Raw genomic sequence first — 26295 nt, 5'->3', positions numbered from 1 at the left:
GTCCCGGGGAGGACGCACAGGGAGCACTTGTAACGGGCTCGTGTGAGCAACCCGCGCCCTGTGGCTCGGCGCTGCATTGGACCGGCGCACCTGCACAAAAGTACGCTAGTGAGGCAAACAGTCCACGACTCGGATGGAGACAACTCAATTATGGCCATGAACACCCGTGCGCAGGCGCCTCGCGTGCCCGACCGCGCCGCCCCCGAAGGCCTCGAAGCCAAGTGGGGTGAGGCCTGGGAAAGCCAGGGCACCTACGCTTTTGACCGCAGCGCGACGCGCGAGCAGGTGTACTCGATCGACACTCCCCCGCCGACGGTATCCGGCTCCCTGCACATCGGCCATGTTTTCTCCTACACGCACACCGACGTCGTGGCCCGCTACCAGCGCATGATCGGCAAGTCCGTGTTCTACCCGATGGGGTGGGACGACAACGGCCTGCCCACCGAGCGCCGCGTGCAGAACTACTTCGGCGTGCGCGTGGATGCGACACTGCCCTACGACCCCGATTTTGAGCCCCCACACGTGGGCGGCGACGGCAAGTCGATCAAGGCTCGCGACCAGAAGCCGATTTCCCGTAAGAACTTCGTGGAGCTGTGCGAGCGCCTCACCGTCGAGGACGAGGCTCAGTTTGAGGCGCTGTGGCGCTACCTGGGCCTGAGCGTGGACTGGAAGCAGAACTACCAGACGATCGGCGCGCGTGCGCGCAAGGTCGCCCAGGCCGCGTTCCTGCGCAACCTGGCGCGCGGCGAGGCCTACCAGGCCGAGGCCCCGGGCCTGTGGGACGTCACCTTCCAGACGGCGGTCGCCCAGGCTGAGCTGGAGAGCCGCGAGTACCCGGGCTTCTACCACCGCCTGGCCTTCCACATCACCGACGCGGAGGCCGCCGCGAAGGCTGCTGCCGCCGGCGCGCCCGTCGAGGACGGCGTGGACGTGTGCATCGAAACGACGCGCCCCGAGCTGCTGGCCGCCTGCGTGGCCCTGATCGCCCACCCGGACGACGAGCGCTACAAGCCGCTGTTCGGCACGACGGTCGCCTCCCCCGTGTACGGCGTCGAGGTGCCGATCCTGGCCCACCCGGACGCCGAGATGGACAAGGGCGCGGGCATCGCCATGTGCTGTACCTTCGGCGACACGACCGACATCGACTGGTGGCGTGACCTGGAGCTGCCGCTGCGCGCGATCCTGCGCAAGGACGGCCGCATCATCACCGAGACCCCCGAGTGGATCACGACGGACGCGGGCCGCGCGGCTTTCGCCGAGATCACCGGTAAGACGACGTTCTCCGCGCGCGAGGCCGTGGTAGCTGCCCTGCGCGAATCGGGCGAGCTGAAGGGCGAACCGACCAAGACGATGCGTCAGACCAACTTCTTCGAGAAGGGCGACAAGCCCCTCGAGATCGTCACCTCGCGCCAGTGGTACATCCGTAACGGTGGCCGCGCGTGGACGAACCCGGCCTCGGGAGCGGATCTGAATGAGGAGCTCATTGGGCGCGGCCGCGAGCTGGAGTTCCACCCCGACTTCATGCGCGTGCGCTACGAGAACTGGGTGAAGGGCCTGAAGGGCGACTGGCTGGTGTCCCGTCAGCGCTTCTTCGGCGTGCCGTTCCCGCTGTGGTACCGCGTGGACGCGGACGGCCAGGTCAATTACGACGACATCATCACCCCCTCTGAGGCCGCTCTGCCGGTTGATCCGTCGACGGACGTGCCGGAGGGCTACACGGATGATCAGCGCGGCGTGGCCGGCGGCTTCGTGGGCGAGCTGGACATCATGGACACGTGGGCGACGTCCTCACTGTCCCCGCAGCTGGCGTGTGGCTGGCTGGATGACGAGGACCTGTTCGCTCGCACGTACCCGATGGATCTGCGCCCGCAGGGCCAGGACATCATTCGTACGTGGCTGTTCTCGACCGTGGTGCGCGCGGACCTGGAGTTCGGCGCGCTGCCGTGGAAGCACGCGGGCCTGTCGGGCTGGATCCTGGATTCGGACCACAAGAAGATGTCCAAGTCCAAGGGCAACGTCGTGACCCCCATGGGCATCCTGGAGAAGTACGGGTCGGACGCCGTGCGTTACTGGGCGGCGTCGGCTCGCCTGGGCCTGGATGCGGCGTTCGACGAGCAGCAGATGAAGATTGGTCGCCGCCTGGCGATCAAGGTGCTCAACGCTTCCAAGTTCGCCCTGACGATGGGCGGCGAGGACGCGGCGATCGATCTGGATCCGTCGCTGGTGACGGTGCCGCTGGATCGCTCGGTGCTGGCGGCGCTGGCCTCCGTCATTGACGAGGCCTCGGCTGCCCTGGCGTCCTACGAGCACTCTCGCGCGCTCGAGGTCACGGAGTCGTTCTTCTGGACGTTCTGCGACGACTACCTGGAACTGGTCAAGGAGCGCGCCTACAACCGCGATGGCGCGTGGGACGAGGCTTCGGCCGCGTCTGCCCGTGCGGCTCTGGCAATCGTCATCGACAACGTCGTGCGCCTGCTGGCCCCCTACCTGCCATACGTGACGGAAGAGGTGTGGAGCTGGTACCGCGAGGGAAGCGTGCACACTGCTCCGTGGCCGGTTGCTTCCGATCTGGCTGGCGTCGAGGGTGATCCCTCGGTGCTGGAGGCTGCGTCCTCTGCTCTGATCGCGCTGCGTCGCGTGAAGTCTGAGGCGAAGGTGTCGCCGCGTACGCCGTTCCTGGCGGTGACGGTGCGCGCCCCGCAGGCTCAGGTGGAGGCTCTGGAGTCCGTGAAGGGTGACCTGGAGGCCGCATCGAAGGCTGTGGGCGCCCTGACCGTGGCTGCCTCCGACGACGCTGAGGCCACCGAGGCTGTTGTCGAGTCCTTCGAGCTGGGCGAGGCTCCTGCCAAGCGCAAGAAGGGGTGAACCCTTAGAGCACTGGCTGCGCTCTTTGGCGGGTGTGTGCCCCGGGCCGCTGGGCCCGGGGCACGGCCTTGTTCCGGAGCCGTAGCCGTCACGTTCCGGGCACAATGTGATATGTTTTAAATAGATTCTGGCGTCACCTATTGAAGGTAAAGACATGCTCACCCGTTTCGAAGTCTCCGGATTCAAGAACCTTGAGAATGTCTCTGTTGACTTCGGCCCATTCACCTGTATCGCGGGGCCGAACTCGGTGGGGAAATCAAACCTCTTCGACGCGATCGAATTCCTGTCCCTGCTGAGTGACCACAACTTCCTCGAAGCCTGCACACTCATCAGACCCACGCCCCAGCAGCGATCGGACGTCTCCTCCCTATTCTCTACCCGAGTGATCCAGGGCCATGAAAACCTCCGTTTAGCAGCGGAAATGATCCTCCCCTCCCCGGTTCTCGACGAGTTCAGTCAACAAGTCGAACCCGAACGCACGTTCGTGCGCTACGAGGTCCGACTCGCCGTCCGCCGGGGAGACCCCCTCTCAACGGGCCTGCAATTGAGGCTGGTCAACGAGCAGCTTTCACCAATTCCCTCAGCGAAAGATCATCTCCGCTTTCCGGATTCCGCAGCCTACGTGAACAGGTTCGTACACGGAGCCCACAAGTTCTTCCCGCTATCCACCACCGAGGAGAACGGCAACACAATCATCCAGATCCAGAATGGAAGCAGGGGCCGACCCAGGAAGATCGCAGCGAACAACGCACAACGAACAGTGCTGTCCGCGACCGCGTCGGCCGAGAACCCGATTATCCTTGCCGCGCAGGCGGAGATGCGCTCCTGGCGATTCGTCGCCCTGGAACCGAGCGCGATGCGCGCCCCCGATGATGTGGTCGAGGCCCGACCCATTTCCGCCACAGGCGCCCACATCCCCTCCTCGTTGTTCCGCCAGGAACTCCAAGAGGGGGACGGCAGTAACGTCATGAACCGCGTTCGCGACGCGATCGGAGCGCTTGTGGACATACGAGATCTGCGTGTCGTTCAGGACCGTGCCCGCGACACGCTCGAACTGCGCGCCAAGATCGGGGCCACGCCGGAGCTGCCCGCGCGGTCGCTCTCTGACGGCACCCTTCGCTTCCTCGCCCTATCCGCGATGAAGGTGTCTCACGACTATTTCGGAATGCTGTGCATGGAAGAGCCTGAGAATGGTATCCACCCATCCAAGATCGCCGATATGTACCGGCTCCTGCGGGGGATTTCCGATCCTACGGAGCACTCGGCCCGACAAGTCATTGTCAACACCCATTCCCCCTACTTCATCCAAGCCACGAAAGACGATGACATCCTGTGTGCCGTCGGAAAATCAATTCCCGACGGCCAGGGAGGCATCCTGCGCAGCGTCGGTTTTCACCCACTCCCCGGCACATGGAGGGCCAAGACCAAACCGGAGGACAGAACGGGAGCCCGTCCCGTCTCGCGTGGCGAGATCGCGGCGTTCCTTGAGAACCCGGACAAGTCGATCGGCGACGAAGATGAATGAATGGTACTGCTGCCTCTTGTGCGAGGGTTCTTCGGATGCGGCACTAACCAACGTGTTGGAGCTCCTGCTCACCCGGTTGACGTCCGAGCCCGCTTCGGTCAGCGCGCGCCTCGACTTGAAGGGCTCAGTTCGCGAGAAGCTCTTAGCACTGCACACAAATGATGCGGAGCTCTACGATCTGATCTTCGTCCATCGCGACGCGGATAATGCAGGTATTGAGGCACGCCTGAAGGAGATCAGGGACGCCGTGGATTCAGTTCAAGACGCCACAATCACGCCGATTGTTCCCGTAGTACCAGTAACAATGACCGAGACTTGGGCTCTGGCATCGCTATTCGGTGATGAGGATTGCCGCGCCTGGTTGCAGCGAGAAGAGGCAGTATCCGAGAAAACCCTTGAAGACTACCGCGACCCCAAGAGTCTTCTCCGTCGCCTTCTCAGTCGCGACGATCCTGATGGCAGGCTTCTGCCCATTGGAGTGTTCTCGGTTCAAAGAGCCCGAATCGTTGCCGAACTTGACGCAGCCGACGGTTCGACACTTTCCCGCCTCACGGCGTGGGCCGCTTTGAAAAAGGCGCTCGAGGACGCCGTTTCCCGCGCCCGCCCATGGCTCTCCTGAATCTTGCTCGCTTCGAAGCACTAGCAGATTACCGTCCCGGGACAGGTGGCGGACAGCGGCTGGGCCTTCAGATGGTGGGTGTTGCCACACAACCGATCAAAGGAATGCCCCGACTTATCCGAGCCTTGCCTTCACTCATGTTGACCTGACGAGTTCGGGCGGGTTGCACGGCTTGTGTCTGCTCGTAGGTATTGGCGCCGCCGCCGCTTTGCTCCTCATCGCAGCCAGAGCCCGGACCGTGGCCGCCTCCGACGACGCTGATGCCACCGAGGCCGTCGTCGAGTCCTTCGAGCTGGGCGAGACTCCTGCTTAGCGCAAGGGCTGATCGTAAGGCTGCTGGGGGGCGCCCGCGGGAAACCACGGGCGGCCCCCTTGCTTTACGTTCTCCCAACGCCGAAAACAAGCCATTTGCGCAGATCAACCTCAGTTAGTGATGCAAGCAAATGTATCGGCAAAACAGGCAACTCACCTGAGACTTACCGCATATCTACTTGTAAAGTCTAGATAACTGCCAAACGTGCGCATCGCTGCACTACCGTCACTTAGACTACAACTGTCAATCGACAACCCAAGGAGGAGCAATGATTACAGAAGTAGATCTCAGCGGAACCCCATGTTTCGCGCCAGGAACGACGCTGAAAAACCTGAAGAAAGTGAACTTCATTTTTGGCCCAAACGGCACAGGCAAGACATCCATTACACGAATATTGAGCAAGGGACCTGACGACCCCAGGATCACACGCAGCACCTGCGACTCCTCAAACAGAGAGATTCTCGTCCTTAACTCGACATACATAGAAAAGACATTTCAAGAAGCTGAGAATGGAATTTTTTTCCTAGGAGAACAGAGCATATCGAACGAAAAGGATATAGAGAGCAAAAAGAAGGATCGAGAAACGCTCAGCGAGGAGATTGAACTTCTAAAATCAAAAAAGGAAGTGCTGAGGATGACCAATCCGAGGCCGAGGAACAACTACTGAGCGCGATCTGGAGCAATAGAAAGATCGTCCCTGAACAGCTTTCATCATGTCTGGATGGATACAATAGAAGTAGAACGAAGCTGCGCGACAAGGTCATAGATATTCGACAGAACCCTCTACCACCTGAGGACGCACTCCCAGCAACTCTCGACGAACTTGCCACGCAAGAAAAGGGACTTCTCACCACTACCCTTGAAATAGCTTCACGAGTACGCGCCATCCCACAGATTCCGCAAGACCTCAAGGACCTTCCCGACTTACTCCGCACGCCACTGATACCGGCGGTAGATTCGCCACTGTCCGATCTCATTTCACAGATACAGCATTCTGACTGGGTCCGCGAGGGTAAACACATCATGGAGACCCATCAGGACACGCTCGGTGATCGCTGCCCTTTCTGCCAGCAGCAGACACCGCAAGACTTCAGCGACAATCTCGCTAAGCTCTGGGATCGATCATACGACAACGCCGTCGCTCGACTCGAGTCACGCCGAGCAACTCTGGAGTTATCACTTCAGCAGCTATCCGACTTCAAGAGCGAGATTGGCAATCATCCGCTCGAAGACGTCGCGGAATATTCACGGAATGCGCAGCTTGACGCAATAGAGAAGGCCCTCTCCAAATCACACACACTCCTCGAAAAGAAACTGGACAAACAGTCGCAGAGCTTCGACGCGCCAGAAGAATGGGACATCGATAGCTTCAACAGCACACTTCACCAGCTGGGCGAACAACTGAACGCGCTCGTCAGTGAGCACAACGCAAAGGTGAACGATCAGGACAACCTCAAAAGAGAGTTTCAAGATAAGTTCTGGAGCATCTTTTCCCACCACACATGCCTTGAGGCCTTCAAGGCTTTCGATTCGATTGTCGGAGGAGAGACGGGGACGGCAGCACGGATCACATCACTAGAAGAACAGATTGACGGGAAAGGCGAGACACGAAAGCAGCTAAACGATCTCATTAAAGCAGCCGAGCAGAGCCGTATGGATATCCATCCTGCCATTGAGAACATTAATCTGGCATTGTCTGGCATCGGGATGACTAGCTTCGAGCTCGGAGCATCGACGGACGACTTCATCGACGACCAGCAATCTACTGATGCTAAACGCGATGCATACATCCTCCTTCGGAAAGACGAAAACGGAGAGAAGAGACGAACAAATGTGTCAACACTTTCCGACGGGGAACGCAACCTCATATGCTTTCTTTACTTCTTTTATCACTTTGACGAAAGAATCGTCGCAACCAACACTAAGTATACGGTTGTCATTGACGACCCAATCAACGCAATGGATGGCCTTAGTAGCTTCATCACATCTGGGTATGTTCGACACTTAATTCGTTCTATTCTACAGCTCAGAAAGACAGCAGAGCACAAATATGTCGACCAACTTATCATCCTCACCCACAGCACGCGCTTTCATATCGAAGCTTCGTATGAGCTCCCAACTGAAGGATCTAAAGCTAAACAATGTAACTTCTACGAAATTAAACGTACGCTTACTTCTTCACAAACAACTACTCACGCAAAGTCCACCATCGACGGCCCAAGTAACCGCACCTCTATAGAGAATGAATACAGTCAACTATGGAAGCAAATTCGAAAGTCCTACAGCACACTAACTGATCAGCAACATGATCGAAACGAGACACTGTTTGTCGGCAATAGTATGAGACGGGTGATCGAAGCATACTTTATCCACCTTGGAAACATAGCTTCTATTTCAGATCTTGGACGCTCTCCTGACCCTGCAACACGGGCCCTCATGGCATTCTGCAACAACAGCTCACATGATGCTCTGGACATGGATTTGCACACGATATGCAGCATTCCACTTGACCAACTATTCGCTGCTTTTGAGGGTATCTTTACCTCAAATAACGCATCTGATCATTACAAGATGATGATGAGAATCACAGCATAGAGCATTTTTTCAAGTTGTCAGTGATTGCCGATCGTCAGGGGTCGCCCGTGGAACACCACGGGCGGCCCCCTTTCGTTCATCAGGTGGCGGTACAGCGCCGAGTATCAAGGTTTCCATCACCACGCATGCCGCAGATGTGCATGGGCGTTGTTAGGGTGACGGTATGGCTATTTCAACGCTCGACGAGTACCTCGCGACCATCCCGAACGACGACAATCGCGCGCAGATGATGGAGGTACTGGATTGGGTCTCGCACAACTTCCCGGAACTGGAGCTGCGCATCGCGTGGAACCAGCCGATGTTCACCCACCACGGGACATACATCATCGGGTTCTCGGCCGCGTCCAAGCACATGGCGATGGCCCCCGAGCGAGCCACCATAATCCGCTTCGAGCCTGTCATACGCGAGCGCGGCACGGACTTCGGAAAGATGTTCGCCCGCCAGCCCTGGGACAAACCCTTCGACTACGAACTCCTCGACGCCTTCATCCAGTACCAACTTGCCGAGAAGCAGGATGTCACCTCGTTCTGGCGCCCCAAAGAGCACGAACTCGCAGCCGCCGAGGCCGTCGCATCCGGCGCGCGGCCACCTATCGTTCGCGAGTACACCGAGGACGACGAGGAATGGCTCCGTACCACTGTCCTGCCCGCGCTCGAGCACTACCTCGCGCATCCAGAAAGCGCGCACACTCTCGAAGAATTCGATGCTCTCATCAAGCAAACTGTTCACGATTACGAGGAGCACCCCGACGATGTGTACACGCTCGACGAGGTGAAAGCCGAGCTCGGCCTGGACTAGTACCGACGCAGCTTTGCTCCGCCCGGCCACAGCGAACACAAGATGCCACCCCTAAGACAGCCCCTCTCCCCCACCCTACGGGAGCGTAGGATAGGAGCAGTAGCAGCGCCGCTGGCCCCGTCCCGCGGCGCTCACCGCCCAGCGACCAGGGAGCACGCATGACCAACAAGGAAACCCCGGCCTCGTCCAACGACGACGCACCGACGCAGGCGCAGACGACCACCGAAGCCCTCGAGTGGCACGCCCCCGTCCTGGTGCGCATCGACGAGCACACGACGATCCCCCACCTGCTCAAGGAGCGCGTGCAGCGCGGCGCCACCCGCCCCCTCATCCTGCGCAAGATCGGCATCGGCGACACGTGGCGCTCCATCACGGCGCGCGAGTTCTACGACGAGGTCCATGCGCTCGCCGCCGGCCTCATCGCGCGGGGCCTCGAGCCCGGCGACAGGGTCGCGATCATGAGCCGCACCCGCTACGAGTGGACGCTCCTCGACTTCGCATGCTGGGCGGCCGGCCTCGTCCCCGTACCCATCTACGAAACCAGCTCCATCGACCAGGTCGCCCACGTCCTCGTCGACGCGGACGTCCACCTCATCATCACCGAGACCGTGTCCATGGCGGAGATCGTGCGCGCCGCCGCCGAGCGCGAAAACCGCGACAACACGCACGTCCTCTCCCTGGACTCGGAGGCCATCGAAACCCTCATCGCGGAGGGCTCGGCCACCCCGCGCGAGCGCGTCCTCGCCCGCTCCGAAGCCCTCACGAAGGACGACATCGCCACCATCGTCTACACGTCGGGCACGACGGGTACGCCCAAGGGCACGGTCCTGAGCCACGAGAACTTCACGAACCTGTGCCTGAACGCCCACGCGTGGATGCCGGAAATCGCGGCGGGCAAGAACTCGCGCTTGCTCCTCTTCCTGCCCCTCGCCCACGTGTTCGCGCGTTTCCTGCAGGTCTTCCAGATCAGCGGCAACGGCGTCCTCGGCCACGCGCCCAACATCAAGAACCTCCTACCCGACCTGGCGTCGTTCCGCCCGAGCTACCTCCTGGTCGTCCCGCGCGTCCTGGAGAAGATCTACAACTCGGCGGACACGAAGGCGCGCGGCCCGAAGCAGAAGATCTTCCGCTGGGCGGCCAAGGTCGCGATCGCCTACTCCCAGGCCCTGGACACCGAAGAGGGCCCGACCGCGTCGCTCAAGGCCCAGCACGCGCTGGCGGACAAGCTCGTCTATCAGCAGATCATCCGTCTGGTGGGCGGCAACGCAGACTACATCGTCTCCGGCGGCGCGCCCCTGGCCCCCTGGCTCGCGCACTTCTACCGCGGCGTCGGCATCCCCGTCCTGGAGGGCTACGGCCTGACCGAGACGGTCGGCCCGGTCTCGGTCAACACGCCCCGCCTGTCCAAGATCGGCACCGTGGGCCCGGCCCTGCCGCCCATGTCCTTCAAGATCAGCGACGAAGGCGAAATCCTCCTGCAGGGCCCCAGCGTCTTCCAGCGCTACCACAACGACCCCGAGGCCACGGCCGCCTGCTTCACCGACGACGGCTGGTTCCGCACGGGCGACCTGGGGTCCCTCGACCGCGACGGCTACGTGTCCATTACGGGCCGCGCGAAGGAGATCATCGTGACGGCGGGCGGCAAGAACGTCGCCCCGGCCGCCCTCGAGAATCCGATGCGCTCCCACCCGCTCATCTCCCAGGTCCTGGTCGTGGGCGACCAGCGGCCCTTCATCGCCGCGCTCATCACGCTGGACGCAGAGATGCTGCCCGATTGGCTCGCCGCCCACTCGCTGCCGCCGATGAGCGTGGCCGAGGCGGCCACGAACGTCGAGGTCCTGGCCTCCCTGGAAAAGGCGGTGGCCTCGGCGAACGAGCACGTCTCGCGCGCCGAATCGATCCGCAAGATCAAGGTCCTCACGACCGACTTCACGGAGGCGAACGGCCTGCTCACGCCCTCGCTGAAGGTCAAGCGCCTGGAGGCCACGCGCCGCCTCGCACCCGTCATCGACGAGATCTACGGCGGCCCGGTGCAAGCCTGAGCGGCACCCGGCTCGCCACGATCCGTCGCGCATAGACGAGGCCGTGGCTGGCTCACGCTCCCCCGTGAAGGGTAGGGGAACTGCGAGTCGGCCACGGCCTCGTGCGTAAGTGCGACTACTGCGAGGCGAGCGCCGCCGTCGGAGGCGTGCGTGCCGCGCGAATCGCGGGATACAGGCCGGCGATCGCACCGATGAGGACGGTCGCGCCCAGGCCGGCGGCGATCACCCACCAGTGAAGGGTGGGCGGCCACCCGTAGGCGATACACATGCCCCACGTGACTCCCCCGCCGATCAGGCACCCGGCGACGCCGCCCAGGAAGGACAGGATCAGGGCCTCGGCCAGGAACTGGACGCTGATGTGGCTGCGCTTGGCCCCCAGAGAGCGGCGCAGGCCGATCTCCTTGCGGCGCTCCAGGACAGAGATGATCATCGTGTTGGCCACGCCGATGCCGCCCACCAGCAGGGCGATCGATCCGACGCCCGCGAGCAGGGTGGTCAGCGTCTGGTCGGCCGCGTTCTGGGCAGCCAGCGCGTCGGAGGGACGCGAGACCTTCAGGCCCGTGGCCCCCTGCGGAGCCAGCGTCGGGCCGAGAAGGGCGCGCACGTTTTCGACCTGATCTTCGGAGGAACGCTCGTAGATCGTCGTCGGCGTCTTACCCGAGTCAAAGTAGGTCGAGGCAGCGGAGACACCGATGAGCGCGGAGTTGTCGAGCTCCTCGGCCAGCGGCGCGGGTTCCATGATGCCGAGCACCGTGAAGGATCGCCCTCCCAGCCAGACCTGTGTGCCCGGCTCGACGACGCCGAGCAGCTGCGCGGCCTTGGAGCCGAGCACCACGCCCGGGTATCGAGCGGTCGCGTCATTAAGCCACGCACCGGACTGCATCTTTCCCGAGACGACCTGGAGGAGGTTCGTGTCCGCGGCCATCGTGATGATGCCGCCGGTCGCGTTCGGGTCGGACAGACGCGAGCGGTACACGGACACGCCCGACAGCGTGGAGGTGGAGGCCGCGGCGGTGACTCCGGGGATCATGCGGACGCGTCCCACAGAGTCCTCGGGCAGGATAAGGTCCGCACCGCTCAGGTCGGCGCCGCTTCGCGCGGTGAGCATGTTCGTGCCCAGCGCCCGCAGCTGCTCTTGGAGGCGGGCCTGCGAGGATGCGGAGACTCCGACGACACCGACCATGGCGGCGATACCGATCGCGATGCCCAGGGCGGACAGGACAGCGCGCATAGGCCGGGCGCGCAGGCCGGTCAGGCCCAGGCGCGCGACGTCGGAGGCGCGCAGGCGAGAGCGGTGCGTGCGGGCGTGCCGTCTACTCGTCATGGTCACCTCCCGGGTGCGCGGAGTCGGATACGATCTCGCCGTCGCGAATGGCGATTTGGCGCGGCAGCGAGGCCGCCAGTTCGTTGTCGTGAGTAATCACGATGATGGTGGTGCCGGCCTCGTTGAGCTCGCGTAGGAGTTCGACGATGGACGCGCCGGATCGTGAGTCCAGGTTGCCGGTGGGCTCGTCGGCGAGCAGCAGGGCCGGGTGGCCGATGATGGCGCGCGCGATGGCGACTCTCTGGCGTTCGCCGCCCGACATCTGGTGGGGCTTGTGGTCCATGCGGTGCCCGAGGCCCACGCGGGTCAGGGCCTCACGCGCGGCCTCGCGGCGCTTGGCGCGCGGCACGCCCCGGTACAGCAGCCCGTCGGCCACGTTATCCAAGGCGGACACGCCGGCGGTGAGGTGGAACTGCTGGAACACGAAGCCGATCAGCGACGAGCGCACGCCGGACAGTTCGGTATCGCGCAGGGAGGACACGTCGGTTCCGTCGATGCGCACGCTGCCCGAGGTGGGCCGGTCCAGCGTTCCAATCAGGTTGAGCAGAGTCGATTTTCCGGAACCCGAGGGGCCGACGATGGCGACGAATTCGCCCTCGTCGACGCTCAGGGACACTCCGTTGCAGGCGTGCACGGGCGGTGAGCCAAACGACCGGTGCACGTCGGTCAGTTCCAGAATGTGGCTCATCGGTTGGGCACCACCACGCGCTGGCCTTCGGTGATGCCGTCGCCGCTCACTTCGACGCGGTCTCCCGCGAACAGGCCGACGGTGACGGGAACTCGCGTGATGTTGCCAGCATCGTCGACGACTTCGACGCCGAACTGGTCGGCGCTCAGCGCGACGAGCGCGCCGAGAGGCACGGAAAGCACGCCGGAGCGCGACTCAGAGGTGAAGCCGAGGGACACCGATGCCTCCTGCAGCCCTTCGAGGGCGGAGGGGTCATCCGGGGTAATCGTCACCGGGACGATGCGTTCCTTGGAGGCTTCCTTGTTGCTAGACGAGGCGTCCCCGGGCTTGTCGGTCGGGGGCTCGACCGCGCTGATCGTCCCGGTCGTCGTCTTGGCGGAGCCGGGCAGGCGGATGGTCACCGAGTTTCCGACAACGCCGAGGGCCTGGTCGGAGAGCTTGAGGTTCGCCGAGACGATCTGTCGTGAGGACGAGGCCGTGAAGAGTTCCGTCTCGGTCGTGGCCGTATCGCCCACGCGGGATTTGAGCGCGCCGACGCGCAGGTCCTCGGGGGCAAAGAGCACGGATCCGAGCGGCAGCGTTCCGTCCTGAGGCAGGCTGAGGGCCTTCTGCCACTTCTTGATCGCCCAGATGGTGTTCCAGTCGAAGTGGCCGTTGGGGGTGGCCTCGAAGTAGCCGAGCTCAGACAGGGCGGTCTCCAGCTGGGTCACGTCCTGGCCGTCGCTCATGCCCTCCTCGAAGCTGCGCCATGCGGGGACCGCGCCGTGGAGCAGGTAGGAGTTCGTGCCGCCGACCGTGTAGACGTGGTCGCCCTGGCCCAGGGTCGTCCCGGGCGTGGGCAGGGAGGTGATGACGCCGTTAAAGGCGCTCTTTTGCACGTAGGAGTCGGCGTATCGCAGATTTCCCTGGACGGTGGTCTCCCCCACCAGGTCCCCGCGCGTGACGGTCGCCGTCGCGCCATCAAAAGACTGGGGGGCGTCGGAAGCCGCACTCGACCCCTGGCAGGCGGACATCGCCAGCGCACCGACCGCGAGGAGCGCTGTGGCTGCCACGGCGCGCGCGGATCGAGGTCGCGTCACTTGGCGCCTCCCCCCTGCGTAAAGCACTTGTTGAGATCCTTCTCAGGAATATCCGGCAGGTTCAGGCCTTCGCCGGGCTGGGGGTCCTTCACGTCGTAGCCGAGGCCGCGCAGGCATTCGGCTCCCTTCACCATGGCCTCGCGAACGGCCGGGTCGTTGGCGATGTTGCCTTCGCCCGTCAGATTCGACACCTTCATCATGCACTCGTTGAGGGCATTGTTGAAGGCGTCGGAGGTGTCGTTGAGCTGGTCGGGGGTCAAGCCCGTGTCGGGCACATCGAAGCCCTTGTCGCGCATGCACTGGGCGAAGACCAGGTTGGGGTCGTTGCTCGCGGCGTTGGAACCCGCGCTCGGCGACTTGGTGCTGGACGACGCGGACGAGTCAGTCGAACCACATGCGCTCAGGGCCGCCGCGAGGGTGAGGGCGATAACTGCAAGGACGCGCGTCTGCGTGCGAGTCTTCATTGAAACTCCTTGAATGATTTTAGGGCGTGGGTCTCACTTCCGAGTTACATTACAATCCACAAATCTGAAAGCTACCTGAAAACTATCAGGGAGCGTGCGCAGAATTTCATCAGACAACCCTGGAAACACCGGTACGAGGCCGTGGCGGCCGCGTGCGCACAGGGCTGAGCCTCGCGTGGGGCATGGTGAGAGCGAGGCCAGCCCCGGCCTCGTCGTTCCTTGACACAAAGCGGGGCGGGGAACGCCCGCGCGTCCCCCGCCCCCTTTCCTCACCCAACAAGCCTCTTGTCAGGACCGCGAGAGCTTAGCCCTCCGTGATGTCGGCGCGACTCATGTTCTGCTTGAGGATCTCGACGATCTCGCCGTGCTTCTTCTCCGTCAGGCTGACCTTGAAGGCGAAGACCAGGAAGGCCAGGACGATGACGCCGAGGGGCGCGTAGAAGGCCGCGGTCTTGAAGGTCTCGATGTTCGCGGTGGTCAGCAGGTTGGGATCGACGTCGTTGGTCATGGCGGCCGCGATGGCGACAAAACCGACGATGGAGTTGGACAGGGCGCCGGCGATCTTGTCCAGCATGGGTCGGACAGACAGGGTCACGGCTTCGTTGCGCTTGCCAGTCTTGAGCTGGCCGTACTCGACAGAGTCCGTGATCGTCAGGATCGCGGTCATCTGGATGCAGGTGGCGGGCAGGTAGAAGAGAACCAGGGCGATGAAAACGATCGTGGGGTTCTTGGAGAAGAGGATGAACAAGATGTAGGCGGTAGCCATGAGCACCATGCCGCCGAGGTAAAGGTAGCGGCGCGGCACGCGGCGGTTAATCGCCGGGTACAGGGGCGTGACGATCAGGCCGACGACGAAGGCGATGATGCCGACGATCGAGTAGCTGTCGGGCAGGCGCAGCACGAACTTGAAGAGGTAAATCATGAAGCCCGTTGTCGCGACGTTGGCGATGGAGTACAGCACGTAGGACACGGACACCCACAGCAGCTGGTCGTTGCGACCGATCGCCTGGAACGCCTGGAGGGGGCTGGACTTGTCTCCCGAATCGCGCAGGACGCTTTCCTCCTCGCGGGTGCCGAATGCGACGGCGAGGCAGGTGACGATACCGAGGATCCCAATGACCGCACCGAAACCGGTCCATCCTGCCTGGCTCTCGCGGTCCGCTCCGACGATGTAACTGAAGAACCCGACCACGGGGATCACAATGGCGGTGACGCCGTTGTAGCCGATCGAGCCAGTGAAGGTGCCCAGAGCCGTGTACACGCTGCGCTCCTGGGAAGAGGAGGACAGGGCGGGGATCATGCCCCAGTAGGAGATGTCACGCAGCGAGTACAGGACGTCGAGCACCACGAAGACGATGATGAAGACGACGATGAAAACACCCTTGTTGACGTTGACCAGGCCAAAAAGTCCGGTGAAGATCGCGAAGAGCAGGATCGATGAGCCGACGCCGCCGATCACCTGCCAGGGCTTGAAGCGCCCCCAGCGCGAGGTCGTATTGTCCACCAGGTTACCCAGCAGCGGGTCAATGAAGATCTCGACGATACGAATAATGAAGACGAGTGCCGTGATGATGCCGATCATCGCCGTGGCTTCTTCGGCCTCGTAGTCGCGGAACAGTGTCTGCGCCGCGTAGTAGGTGACAAAGAATGTTGACAGCGCATTGTAGTACGCAGCCTGTCCCAGATTGCCGATCGCGTAGCAGATGCGCGATACCCAGCTCTTGTGTGCACCCTGGTTGTGCGACATGGTCCCTCTCCTTCGAAGCAACTCTTGGTTGGACACCTCTAAGTTAACGTATTTACCCTGCTATCGCAAGGGTGGTCTTGATTACAGACAGTTAGGCGGTTACATAGTTGCGTTCATCGAAACAACCGGTTACCCTGATTGCAGAGCAAGTTCGCTCCATACGCAACGTCGCACGTTCGGAGGTCACCATGTCCCACCCCGCTCTTATCCACACGCCCAACCCGGCCTGGCTCCACGATCCGCAGGCCTTCGCTGTCAATCGACTGAGCGCCCGCTCCTCGCACCGCTCCACAGCGCCCCGCCAGAGCCTCGACGGAATCTGGGAGGTGGCACTGACCTCCGGCAAGTGCGTGTCGCTGGAGAACCCCACCAGTGCGTTCACTGAGGGGCACGTGCATGCAGTGCCCGTCCCCTCCACCCTTGAAACCGAGGGACTGTGGCCCCCGGCTTACGTCAACATCCAGATGCCCTGGGATGGGCACGAGGACCCGCAGGCCCCCACTGCTCCCGCGAACTGCCGCGTCGCTGTCTACCGTCGTTCCTTCACACTGGACGAGGCCGTGGCGCAGACCCTGGACGCGCGCGGCAGCGTGCGAGTGCGCTTCGACGGCTTCGCGACGGCCCTGTACATCTGGGTGGACGGCACGTTCGTCGGCTACTGCGAGGACGGCTACACGGCCAGCGAGTTCGACATCACGGGTGCCCTGGCCGACGACCGGGAGCAGCACGATATCGTCGTCGTGTGCTACGAGCACTCCAGCGCCTCCTGGCTGGAGGGCCAGGACTCCTGGCGATTCCACGGCCTGTTCCGCTCGGTCTGCCTGGTGGCGCTGCCCGCGGCCCACGTGGAGAACCTCGAGGTGGGCGCCGACTACGACCACGCGAGCGGCTCGGGCGGCCTGAGCGTCGCGGCCACCATCGCGGGGGCCTGCGAGGGCCTGACCGTGGCCGCCGAGCTGACGGACCCGGACGGAAAGGTCGCATGGCGCACCGAGGGGCCCGCGAGTGCGGAGCGCCTGGAGCTGACTGCCGACCTGGCGGAGGTGTCCCCGTGGAGTGCGGAGTCGCCGACTCTGTACACGCTGACCCTCGAGCTGCGCGGCCCCGACGGGGTGAGCGTGGAGCGCGTGAGCCAGCGCGTGGGATTCCGTCGCTTCGAGATTGTCGATGGCGTCTTCATGCTCAACGGGCGCCGCCTGATCTTCCGCGGAGTCAACCGTCACGAGTTCGATCCGCGCACGGGCCGAACGATGTCGATGGAGGACATGGTGACGGACGTGCGCATGTGCAAGCAGCTCAACATCAACGCGATTCGTACGAGCCACTACCCCAACGACACGCGTTTCCTGGATCTGTGCGACGAGTTTGGCCTGTACGTCATCGACGAGGCGAACCTGGAGACCCACGGCTCGTGGTGCACGCCGGGCGACATTCCGACGCCCGAGACGGCGATTCCGGGTTCGAAGATGGAGTGGGAGGGCGCGTGCGTGGATCGCGTGGAGTCGATGGTGCTCCAGGATCGTAACCACGCGAGCGTGCTGATCTGGTCGCTGGGCAACGAATCGTATGGCGGTGAGGTGTTCCGCTCGATGTACCGCCGCTCGCGCGAGCTGGATCCGGCACGCCCGGTCCACTACGAGGGCGTGACCTGGGATCGCGAGTTCGACGACGCCTCCGATATCGAGTCGCGCATGTACGCGTTGCCCGACGCGATTGAGGAGTACCTGCGCTCTGCTCCCAAGAAGCCCTACCTGTCGTGCGAGTACATGCACTCGATGGGTAATTCGGTGGGTGGTCTTCAGCTCTACACGGCGTTGGAGAGCTACCCCGAATATGGTGGCGGTTTCATGTGGGACCTCGTCGATCAGGCCCTGTACCACGAGGCCACGGCCGCGTCGGGTGGGGAGTTCCTGGCCTACGGCGGCGACTTCGGCGAACGCCCGTGCGACTGGGAGTTCTCCTGCGACGGCATCCTGTTTGCGGATCGTACGCCTAAGCCCCAGGCGCAGGCCGTCAAGGCCCTCTACTCCCCCGTGACGCTCACTCCGAGCTCGGATGGGATCGCGGTGTCCGCGGTGGCGCTGCCCGCCCCTGCCTCCGATCTGTGCATCCGCGCCCGGGTCCTCGCTGATGGCGAGGTCGCGTGGGAGGAGACGTACGAGGCCGTGGCTGCCCCCGGCGAGGAGAGCGCCGTGGCCGTGAGTTGCCCGAGCGACCTCCTGGCCGACACGCAGCGCGAGATCGTTTTGGAGGCTGCGCTCGTCCTGGCCTCCGATACGCCCTGGTGCGAGGCCGGACATGTCGTGTCCGTCGGGCAGACGATTCACTCGCGTCCCGAAGTGGCCGACACCGCGCCTGCGGGCGGAGCCTCCTTCACGGTGGGCCGCTGGAACATCGGCATGCGCGAGGGCGACAACGAGGCGCTGCTGTCTCGCACGGCGGGCGGCATCGTCCAGTGGAAGCGCGGCCAGACGGCCATGGTGTTGCGCCCGCCGCGCCTGACCACCTTCCGTCCGCTCACGGACAACGACCGTGGGTGCGGCCACGGATTCGATCGTGCGTGCTGGACGACGGCGGGTGCCTACGCGCGCTGCGTGGACACCAGCGTCGAGGAGGGACCCGGCGGCGTTGTCGTGACCTACGAGTACAAGCTCGCGGGCTTGGAGGACGTGATCGTTCCGGTCTGCTACGAGCTGCGCGCCGACGGCACGATCCGCTTGACCGCGACCTACCCGGGCGCACAGGGACTCCCGACGATGCCCTGCTTCGGCGTGGAGTGGGCACTGCCGTCCTCGATTGACCACCTGCGCTTCTACGGCCTCGGCCCCGTTGAGGCGTACGCGGACCGACTGGACGGGGCGAACCTCGGCGTGTGGGAGGCCAGCGCGGTGCAGGGACTCGCGCCCTACGCGGTGCCCCAGGAGACGGGCTACCACCCGGGAACCCGCTGGTGCGAGGTGAGGGACGCCGAGGGCCACGGCCTGCGCATCGAGGCGCGCGGCGAGCTGGGCGTCTCGCTCCTGCCCTACTCCTCGGCCCAGATCGAGCAGGCCGCACACTGGTGGGAGATGCCCGCACCCGAGCGGCGCGCGGCGACCTACCTGCGCCTCCTCACCGCTCAGATGGGGGTCGGCGGCGACGACTCGTGGGGCTCACCGGTCCACGATGAGTTCCACGTCGACGCGAGTGGCACGCAGGTCCTCGACGTGACGCTCTCGCTCATCTGAGATGAAACCGGCGGCGGCGCGGTGAGTACCCACCGCGCCGCCGCCGGCTGCCTATTGGCCCTCGACGCGAGATCCACCCGACGCTCAGGACTCGGGTTCGGCCGTGGCGGGCACGAAACTCTGGCGCGCAACCAGCTGAGTCGACAGAAGCACGTGATGCTTGTGCGTGAAGCGCCCCACGATCGAGTCGGACAGCAGCATGAGGGCAGTCTCGGCCAGCTCGGAACGTTTTATCGCGTAGGAGCTCAGCGGCGGGGCCGTGTACTGGCACACCTCCAGGTTGTCGATGGAGACGACGGCGACCTGATCGGGCACGCGGATCGCTCGCGCAGATAGCGCCTGGAGGACGCCCACGGCGAGGGAGTCTGCGGCGACCAGGATCGCGTCGGGCAGGTCCTCGCCCAGGGACTCAACCAGCTCGTCGACCTGGCGTCGGCCGTTGTCCACAGAGAAGGGGCCGGAGGCGCGGACAAGACCCTCGATGGGCATGGCCAGCAGGCGCGCCCACTCGTCAAAGGCGACGGTACGCGGGTCCTGGCCGAACACGTGGCTGCCCATCACGTGCCCGTCGCCCCCGATGAACGCGATGCGCTCCCGGCCGCTCTCGCGCAGCGCGTAGATTGCGTCGATGACGGTCTGTTGCAGGTCGGGGCGCACGGAGTGGAAGAGCGTGGGAGCGGGATTGATGTCGATGAACACGCCGTGGGGCAGCGCCTCGTGCAGCGCCTCCAGGTTGTCCCGCGTCAGGGGCGCGGGGCCAAGGGACACGAAGCCGGAGTAGTCTTGCCCGGCCTCGACCAGGGCGCGCACGTCCGGGAAGAATGTCAGAGACATCATGTTCTCGGCTGCGCGTTCGCGCAGCGCCTCGCGCACGTTGGAAAAGTAGGAGTCTTGGGGACCGTTGGACGGGTCGAAGTTTTCGAGCACGGCGATGGTCAGGGGGATGCTGGAGCGGGATGTGCGCAGCGCGTAGCCGAGCTCGTTGGCGACCTGAATCACTCGGTGTCGGGTGGATTCTTTCGCGATGAAGGTCGGATCGCCCGACAGGACGCGAGACACGGTGGCCTTCGAGAACCCCGTCGCCTTGGCAATGTCGCCTAGATTAACCATGACTCCCTATTCCCAACACCTGATGTTCGACGCGAGACAGTGTAGCCGACCGGCTGGGTCCCCAGAGCAACCAACGCACCGGCACGCCGCCCGTGTGATGGACGAGGCCGGGGCGGGGTTTGCCCAGCTCAGGCGCGGGACACCTCGTCGTACTCGGCCTTGATGTCCTCGTGGTGGCGGATGACTTCGCGCACCATGAAGCCCAGGAACTTTTCAGCGAAATCGGGGTCAAGGCCAGAGGATGCGGCCAGCGCACGCAGGCGCTCGACCTGGCGAGCCTCGCGCTCGGGGTCGGCGGGCGGCAGATCCAGGCGCGCCTTGATGTGTCCGACGCGCTGCGTGCAACGGAAACGCTCAGCCAGGATATGAACCAGGGCCGCATCAATGTTGTCGATCGTGACACGCGCCTGCGCAAGCTCAGCGGGTACGCCGCTCACTCCGCGGTCCGCCGACGCGGACACAACGGCCTCGTCACGCTCTGCCATGACTTCCTCCCCTATCGTTTCGACTGAGCCTCAGTGTAGCGGGAGGGATCAGGCGCTGCGTTTGCCTTCCGAGGAGCGTTCGGGGTACAGCTCGGCCTCGCCAAACCCCTCGACCAGGTCGCGAGTGACGAGCACGCGGGCGACGTCGTCGCGGCTGGGCAGATCGAACATGAGGTCCGAGAGGGTTTGTTCCATGATCGAAGACAGGCCTCGGGCGCCGGTCTTGCGCTCGTTCGCGAGCGCGGCAATCGCCAGCAGCGCCTCGTGCGTGAATTCCAGGTCCATGTCGTCAAGCTCGAAGAGGTGCTGATACTGGCGCACCAGCGAGTTCGACGGCTCGGTGAGGACGCGCACCAGGTCCTCCTCCGTGAGTTCCTTCGTGGAAGTCAGGATGGGCAGACGGCCGATGAACTCGGGGATCATGCCGAACTTGTGCAGGTCCTCGGCGCTGACGGCTTCGTAGAGGTCGCCCATCTCCGAGGCGCTCTTGAGCTCGGAGCCAAAGCCCGTGGAGCGTCGACCCAGGCGGGCTTTGACGATGTCTTCGATGCCGGCGAAAGCGCCAGCCGCAATGAACAGGATGCCGGAGGTGTCGATCTCCAGGAACTGCTGATGGGGGTGCTTGCGTCCGCCCGTGGGAGGAACGGAGGCGACCGTGCCCTCGATGATCTTCAGGAGAGCCTGCTGCACACCCTCGCCCGACACGTCGCGTGTGATGGAGGCATTCTCGGCCTTGCGGCCGATCTTGTCGATCTCGTCGACGTAGATGATGCCCTTCTCGGCCTTCTTGATGTCGCCGTCGGCCTCCTGGATGAGGCGCAGGAGGATGTTCTCCACGTCCTCGCCCACGTAGCCGGCCTCAGTCAGGGCAGTCGCGTCCACGATCGCGAAAGGCACGTCGAGGAGACGGGCGAGGCAGCGCGCCAGGTGGGTCTTGCCCGTGCCCGTGGGACCCAGGAGCAAGATGTTGGACTTGGTACCCAACATGTCTTCCGCGTTGCCAGCTTCGCGCGAACGAATACGCTTGTAGTGGTTATACACGGCCACGGACAGCGCACGCTTGGCCCGATCCTGACCGATCACCCAAGTATTGAGGAATTCGTTAATTTCGCGCGGCTTTGGCAGCGGCGTCGCAGACGAGGAGGACTGCTGCGAACCGAGTTCCTCCTCGATGATCTCGTTGCACAGCTCAATGCACTCGTCGCAGATATATGCGCCGGAGCCGCCAATGAGCTTACGTACCTGCTTCTGGCTCTTCCCGCAGAAAGAGCACTTGAGCAGTTCCGCGCCATCAGTCAGACGAGCCACGAGACCTCCAAGGTGTTGAACATTTTGCCATTCGGTCGGATGTGCTTTCGCACTTACTAGCAAATAACGTAGTGCACGCGAGGGATATTCCCGCTTAGCCACGCCTATTGTTATGAAAAGTTCACCTGTAGCCGACAATTGTCAGCGCGGCAACCGTCTGACCAGGCAAATAACAACGAGGCCGTGGCACCCACCACGCATATGCGCGCGGGGCAGCCACGGCCTCGTCGATGACGAGAACGTCACAGAGCCTTACGAGACTCCAGCACCTGGTCGATCAGGCCATACTCGGCGGCCTGCGGGGCGGTGAGGATCTTGTCGCGCTCGATGTCGCGACGCACCTGCTCCACCGGCTTGCCCGAGTGCTTCGAGATGGTGTCCTCGAGCCACGCGCGCATGCGGTCGATCTCGTCGGCGACGATCTGAATGTCCGAGGCCTGCCCCTGCATACCCTCCATCGCCGGCTGGTGAATAAGGATACGAGCGTTGGGCAGCGCCAGGCGCTTGCCGGGCGAACCAGCCGCCAGCAGCACGGCCGCTGCGGAGGCGGCCTGGCCCAGGCACACCGTCTGCACCTGCGGCTTGATGTACTGCATCGTGTCGTAGATCGCGGTCAGCGCCGTGAAGGAGCCGCCGGGCGAGTTGATGTACATGGTGATCAGCGAATCCGGATCCTGGGACTCTAGGACCAGGAGCTGCGCCATCACGTCGTCCGCGCTGGCGTCATCGACCTGCACGCCCAGGAACACGATGCGGTCCTCGAACAGCTTCGTGTAGGGATTCTGGCGGCGGAAACCGTAAGCCGTGCGCTCCTCGAAATCGGGCAGCACATAGCGGGCCTGCGGCATCTGGCGGGCGACCGCCTCAAAGTAGGGCTGAGTGCTCATCAGTTCTCTCCTCGCGTTCCGATCTCCTGCGGGCTGTCGATCACGCGGTCAACGAAGCCGTACTCGAGGGCCTCCTGCGCCGTGAACCAGTGGTCGCGATCGCCGTCGGCCTCCACCTGCTCAACGGTCTTACCCGTTCGAGACGCGGTGATGGCTGCGAGTTCCTTCTTCATGCCCAAGATCAGGTCCGCGTTGATGCGAATCTCCGTCGCGGAGCCGCCCGCACCGCCCAGGGGCTGGTGCAGCAGGACGCGGGTGTGGGGCGTGATGTAGCGCTTGCCGGGCGCGCCCGCAGTGAGCAGGAACTGGCCCATCGACGCGGCCAGGCCCATGCCGACCGTGACGACGTCCGGCTTGATGTACTGCATCGTGTCGTAGATGGCCATGCCGGCCGTCACCGAGCCGCCGGGCGAGTTGATGTACAGGTAGATGTCGCGGTCCGGGTCCTCTGCCGCGAGCAGCAGCAGCTGCGCGCAGATCGCGTTCGCATTGTCATCGCGAACCTCGCCGCCCAGCCAAATGATGCGCTCCTTGAGCAGGCGCTGGTAGACCGAGTCGCCCAGTCCCAGCTGCGAGCCTTCGCCGGCAGCCCCGGTATTGTGCACGCTCACGCGTACCTCCTCGTCTGTTCGCGGGCCCAAGCGGCCCCATTGGTGTCAACCGTACCCGGTGCGCGCCCGCTCGTGCGCGCGCCGGGCCGCCGTTTCGCTGTCGGCACATGTGCTCGAGGGGCGAGGCCGTAGCCTCGCCCCTCGTCGTCAGATCGGGGTGATCGAACGCGGATGGGACCGCGCCCTCACTCACTCCTGCTCGTCGGCCACCTCGGTGATGATCTCCGCACCCTCTTCGGCGGCCGGATCGGTGCCGAAGAACTTGGACAGGTCGACGTCGGCGCCGTTCGTGTCCTTGACGGTGACGACCTTGAGGGCCTCGATGAGAGCCTTCGAGCGGCCCAGGTCGGCCACAACGTTAGCCATCTGCTGGGAGGAGGAGAACAGCTGGTTGATGTCAATGCCGAAGTTCTGCGACATCTGGATCGCGTAGTCGATCAGCTCCTGCTGGGAGACCTGCACGTCGAACTTCTTGGCCAGGGCCTCGGAGAGCAGCTCGGTGCGGATCTCCTTCTCGACAGCCTCGCGGGCTTCCTTCTTCTCGTTGGGCTTGGCGTCCTCGCCGACGCGGTGCTCGACCTGGTGGTCGACCGCGGACTCGGGCAGGACGATCTCGACCTTGTCCAGCAGGACGTCGATAAGGGCATCGCGCGCGGCGAGGGCCTGCTGGGACTCCTTGGACTCGGCGGCCTGCTTCTTCAGGTCCTCGGTGAGCTCCTCCATAGTGTCGAATTCGGAGACCATCTGGGCGAAGTCGTCGTCGGCCTTGGGCAGCTCGCGCGCCTTCATGGCCTTGACGGTGATGGTGACCTCGGCCTCTTCACCCTCGTGGTCGCCGCCCTTGAGCGTGGACGTGAAGGTGACCTCGTCGCCGGCCTTGGTGCCGCGCAGGGCGGTGTCCTGGCCGTCGAGCATGGTGCCCGAGCCAATCTCGTAGGAGACGTCGGAGGCGGAGTCAACCTGCTCGCCGTTGATGGTAGCGACCAGGTCGATGGTCGCGAAGTCGCCGGTCTTGGCCTTGCGGTTGATGGTCTTGAGGGTCGCGAAGCGGCCGCGCAGGTCCTCGAGTTCCTTCTCCACGTCCTCGTCGGTGACCTCGGTGGGGGCGACCTCGACGACGATGGACTCGTCGATCTCGGGCAGCTCGAAGGCGGGGACGACGTCAACCTCGGCAGTGAAGACGAGCTGGCCGCCCTGGGCGCCGGTCACGTTGGGGATCTCGGTGACGTCGACGGTGGGCTGAGCCATGGGGCGCAGGTCGTTCTCGTTGACGGCGTCGGAGTAGTGGCCGGGCAGGACCTGGTTGACGACCTGCTCGATGACGGCGGCGCGGCCGAAGCGCTGGTCGATGATGCGCGGAGGCACGTGGCCCTTACGGAAGCCGGGGATGTTGACCTGTCCGGCGATCTCCTTGTACGCCTTGTCCATCTCGGACTTCAGTTCCTCGAAGGGAACCTCAACGGTCAGACGAACCTTGGTGGGCTCGAGGGTTTCAACGGTGCTCTTCACGTGCGTACGCTCCGTAGTCTACAAATCGGGGGAACGCCCATTTTGGGCGTATAACAACTCGCCCAGTGTACGCTACGGCCCCCACGATGTCTCTCTTCGCCGTGCCAAAACGGGTGTATGGAGCCGATCACGGCCCCTTCTCGTGCGCAATCACACACGCGTGTCGCTCCCGTAGGGCCTGGAACGAGGCCTGGGCTGGCTTGTCGGATCGGGGCTCGTTAGGGGGTCAGGTAGTGGGAGCGACCGCGCACGACGGCTGCCAATCGCGCCCGAGGCACGTTCGCAACCTCACGCACGCCACCGACGATCGCGGCGTGCGTAGCTCGGGCCTCGGCGTCGTCAACGGCGGTGAATCGGGCGGTGACACGGGGCTGCCCTGCGGCGATGGCGATGTCCCAGGATTCGAGTCGGGTGACCCGGCGCGCCGCCTGTTCGACTTCTTCGGGGCGGCGTCCGGGTGCCAGGGTGGTGACCGTGAGGATGGTCCGGTAGGACGGCATGGCCCCTCCCCTGCTCGTTGTGGCCGTTGCGACATTGCTGCCGCTGTTGGTCGGGGTGACAGGATTTGAACCTGCGACCCTCTGCTCCCAAAGCAGATGCGCTACCAAGCTGCGCTACACCCCGATGGACGTGTGTCCGTTGCCCCATCATACGGGAGGGGATTCTAAATGTCGCGCACGTGGACGTTTGACGCTAGGATCTTGCGTGTCCCCTTCGGGGGTACGCGGATGTAGCTCAATGGTAGAGCCTCTGCCTTCCAAGCAGATCACGCGGGTTCGATTCCCGTCATCCGCTCCACAATACGGAAAGCCCCGGGCCAGCTGGTCCGGGGCTTTCTTTTGCTCACACCCGACGATGCGGCTGACTTGGGCGCGACAGCTGCTCAATCGGGCAACACAAAACCCCCAACCCAAAGGGAAGGGGGTTTTCAGGACCGACGTCAGTCTGCCGCTCACGAGTGAGCTATTACGAGGCTCTGGTTCGTCAGGTTTCGCGGTCATCATCTAACAGCTCGCGCTGCCAAGTATCCGTTTCAGCCCTTGTCCTGGTGTCCAGGATAGCTGCTGTGGTGCGCGAAGGTCAAGAGAGTGCGCCTAG

General features: G+C 63.7%; 19 protein-coding genes, 2 tRNA genes and 1 pseudogene. 9 read left to right on the top strand and 13 right to left on the bottom strand.

Annotated features, from left to right (window positions below):
• The first annotated feature begins 150 nt into the window (after nt 1-150).
• From valS to O3669_RS04245, 7 genes and pseudogenes are all read left to right on the top strand, one after another.
• Nucleotides 151-2865, top strand: a complete 2715-nt coding sequence (gene valS, locus O3669_RS04275; protein WP_371523787.1) for a valine--tRNA ligase — start codon at nt 151-153, stop codon at nt 2863-2865.
• Between the two features lie 154 nt (nt 2866-3019).
• The gene (locus O3669_RS04270) at nt 3020-4390 is read left to right on the top strand and encodes an AAA family ATPase (RefSeq protein WP_371523786.1); all 1371 of its coding nucleotides are present in this window, start codon (nt 3020-3022) and stop codon (nt 4388-4390) included.
• Nucleotides 4383-5009, top strand: a complete 627-nt coding sequence (locus tag O3669_RS04265) for a hypothetical protein (protein ID WP_371523785.1) — start codon at nt 4383-4385, stop codon at nt 5007-5009. The genes O3669_RS04270 and O3669_RS04265 overlap by 8 nt, the downstream gene beginning before the upstream one ends.
• Nucleotides 5010-5181: 172 nt before the next feature.
• Nucleotides 5182-5322 (top strand): hypothetical protein, encoded by a 141-nt coding sequence (locus O3669_RS04260; protein ID WP_371523784.1) that lies wholly within the window; start codon nt 5182-5184, stop codon nt 5320-5322.
• Between the two features lie 268 nt (nt 5323-5590).
• Nucleotides 5591-7917, top strand: a pseudogene (locus O3669_RS04255) (AAA family ATPase).
• A 163-nt stretch (nt 7918-8080) separates the two neighbouring features.
• Nucleotides 8081-8716: an iron chaperone gene (locus tag O3669_RS04250; RefSeq protein ID WP_371523782.1), complete on the top strand. Its 636-nt coding sequence runs from the start codon at nt 8081-8083 to the stop codon at nt 8714-8716.
• Nucleotides 8717-8874: 158 nt separating this feature from the next.
• Nucleotides 8875-10758: a long-chain fatty acid--CoA ligase gene (locus O3669_RS04245; protein WP_371523781.1), complete on the top strand. Its 1884-nt coding sequence runs from the start codon at nt 8875-8877 to the stop codon at nt 10756-10758.
• 115 nt (nt 10759-10873) lie between these two features.
• Here the strand turns inward: O3669_RS04245 and O3669_RS04240 are convergent, their stop codons facing one another.
• The 5 genes from O3669_RS04240 to O3669_RS04220 all read right to left on the bottom strand — a co-directional run bounded on the left by O3669_RS04240 (nt 10874) and on the right by O3669_RS04220 (nt 16060).
• Nucleotides 10874-12082 carry an ABC transporter permease gene (locus O3669_RS04240; RefSeq protein ID WP_371523780.1) on the bottom strand — a complete coding sequence of 403 codons (1209 nt, stop codon included), beginning with the start codon at nt 12080-12082 and terminating at the stop codon, nt 10874-10876.
• Entirely contained in the window at nt 12072-12770 is a 699-nt protein-coding gene (locus tag O3669_RS04235) for an ABC transporter ATP-binding protein (protein ID WP_371523778.1), read from the bottom strand. Before O3669_RS04235 ends, O3669_RS04240 begins: the two co-directional genes overlap by 11 nt.
• Nucleotides 12767-13849 (bottom strand): peptidoglycan-binding protein, encoded by a 1083-nt coding sequence (locus O3669_RS04230; protein WP_371523776.1) that lies wholly within the window; start codon nt 13847-13849, stop codon nt 12767-12769. The genes O3669_RS04235 and O3669_RS04230 overlap by 4 nt, the downstream gene beginning before the upstream one ends.
• Nucleotides 13846-14313: a hypothetical protein gene (locus O3669_RS04225; RefSeq protein ID WP_371523774.1), complete on the bottom strand. Its 468-nt coding sequence runs from the start codon at nt 14311-14313 to the stop codon at nt 13846-13848. The genes O3669_RS04230 and O3669_RS04225 overlap by 4 nt, the downstream gene beginning before the upstream one ends.
• 304 nt (nt 14314-14617) lie before the next feature.
• Nucleotides 14618-16060 (bottom strand): glycoside-pentoside-hexuronide (GPH):cation symporter, encoded by a 1443-nt coding sequence (locus tag O3669_RS04220; RefSeq protein ID WP_371523773.1) that lies wholly within the window; start codon nt 16058-16060, stop codon nt 14618-14620.
• A gap of 188 nt (nt 16061-16248) precedes the next feature.
• Between O3669_RS04220 and O3669_RS04215 the strand changes: the two genes are divergently transcribed.
• Nucleotides 16249-19287 carry a glycoside hydrolase family 2 TIM barrel-domain containing protein gene (locus tag O3669_RS04215; RefSeq protein ID WP_371523772.1) on the top strand — a complete coding sequence of 1013 codons (3039 nt, stop codon included), beginning with the start codon at nt 16249-16251 and terminating at the stop codon, nt 19285-19287.
• Nucleotides 19288-19371: 84 nt separating this feature from the next.
• Here the strand turns inward: O3669_RS04215 and O3669_RS04210 are convergent, their stop codons facing one another.
• From O3669_RS04210 to O3669_RS04175, 8 genes are all read right to left on the bottom strand, one after another.
• Nucleotides 19372-20397, bottom strand: coding sequence for a LacI family DNA-binding transcriptional regulator (locus O3669_RS04210; RefSeq protein WP_371523771.1), 1026 nt, complete (start codon nt 20395-20397; stop codon nt 19372-19374).
• Between the two features lie 128 nt (nt 20398-20525).
• Nucleotides 20526-20882 carry a chorismate mutase gene (locus O3669_RS04205; protein ID WP_314770468.1) on the bottom strand — a complete coding sequence of 119 codons (357 nt, stop codon included), beginning with the start codon at nt 20880-20882 and terminating at the stop codon, nt 20526-20528.
• 48 nt (nt 20883-20930) lie between these two features.
• The gene (clpX, locus tag O3669_RS04200; RefSeq protein WP_371523770.1) at nt 20931-22190 is read right to left on the bottom strand and encodes an ATP-dependent Clp protease ATP-binding subunit ClpX; all 1260 of its coding nucleotides are present in this window, start codon (nt 22188-22190) and stop codon (nt 20931-20933) included.
• Nucleotides 22191-22432: 242 nt separating this feature from the next.
• Nucleotides 22433-23077 carry an ATP-dependent Clp protease proteolytic subunit gene (locus O3669_RS04195; RefSeq protein ID WP_314770467.1) on the bottom strand — a complete coding sequence of 215 codons (645 nt, stop codon included), beginning with the start codon at nt 23075-23077 and terminating at the stop codon, nt 22433-22435.
• Entirely contained in the window at nt 23077-23688 is a 612-nt protein-coding gene (locus O3669_RS04190) for an ATP-dependent Clp protease proteolytic subunit (protein WP_070835075.1), read from the bottom strand. The genes O3669_RS04195 and O3669_RS04190 overlap by 1 nt, the downstream gene beginning before the upstream one ends.
• Nucleotides 23689-23877: 189 nt before the next feature.
• Entirely contained in the window at nt 23878-25197 is a 1320-nt protein-coding gene (gene tig / locus O3669_RS04185) for a trigger factor (protein ID WP_371523769.1), read from the bottom strand.
• Nucleotides 25198-25415: 218 nt separating this feature from the next.
• Nucleotides 25416-25697 carry an FMN-dependent dehydrogenase gene (locus O3669_RS04180; RefSeq protein ID WP_295921263.1) on the bottom strand — a complete coding sequence of 94 codons (282 nt, stop codon included), beginning with the start codon at nt 25695-25697 and terminating at the stop codon, nt 25416-25418.
• A 47-nt stretch (nt 25698-25744) separates the two neighbouring features.
• Nucleotides 25745-25821, bottom strand: a tRNA-Pro gene (locus O3669_RS04175).
• A 100-nt stretch (nt 25822-25921) separates the two neighbouring features.
• Here O3669_RS04175 and O3669_RS04170 point away from each other — a divergent pair.
• Nucleotides 25922-25995 (top strand) — tRNA-Gly (locus O3669_RS04170).
• The last annotated feature ends 300 nt before the right edge of the window (nt 25996-26295 follow it).

This window comes from Pauljensenia sp. 20925_1_34, assembly GCF_041432775.1.
GTDB lineage: Bacteria > Actinomycetota > Actinomycetes > Actinomycetales > Actinomycetaceae > Pauljensenia.
Note: the sequence above shows the minus strand (reverse complement) of the source record. Positions and strands in the feature narration are given on the sequence as shown.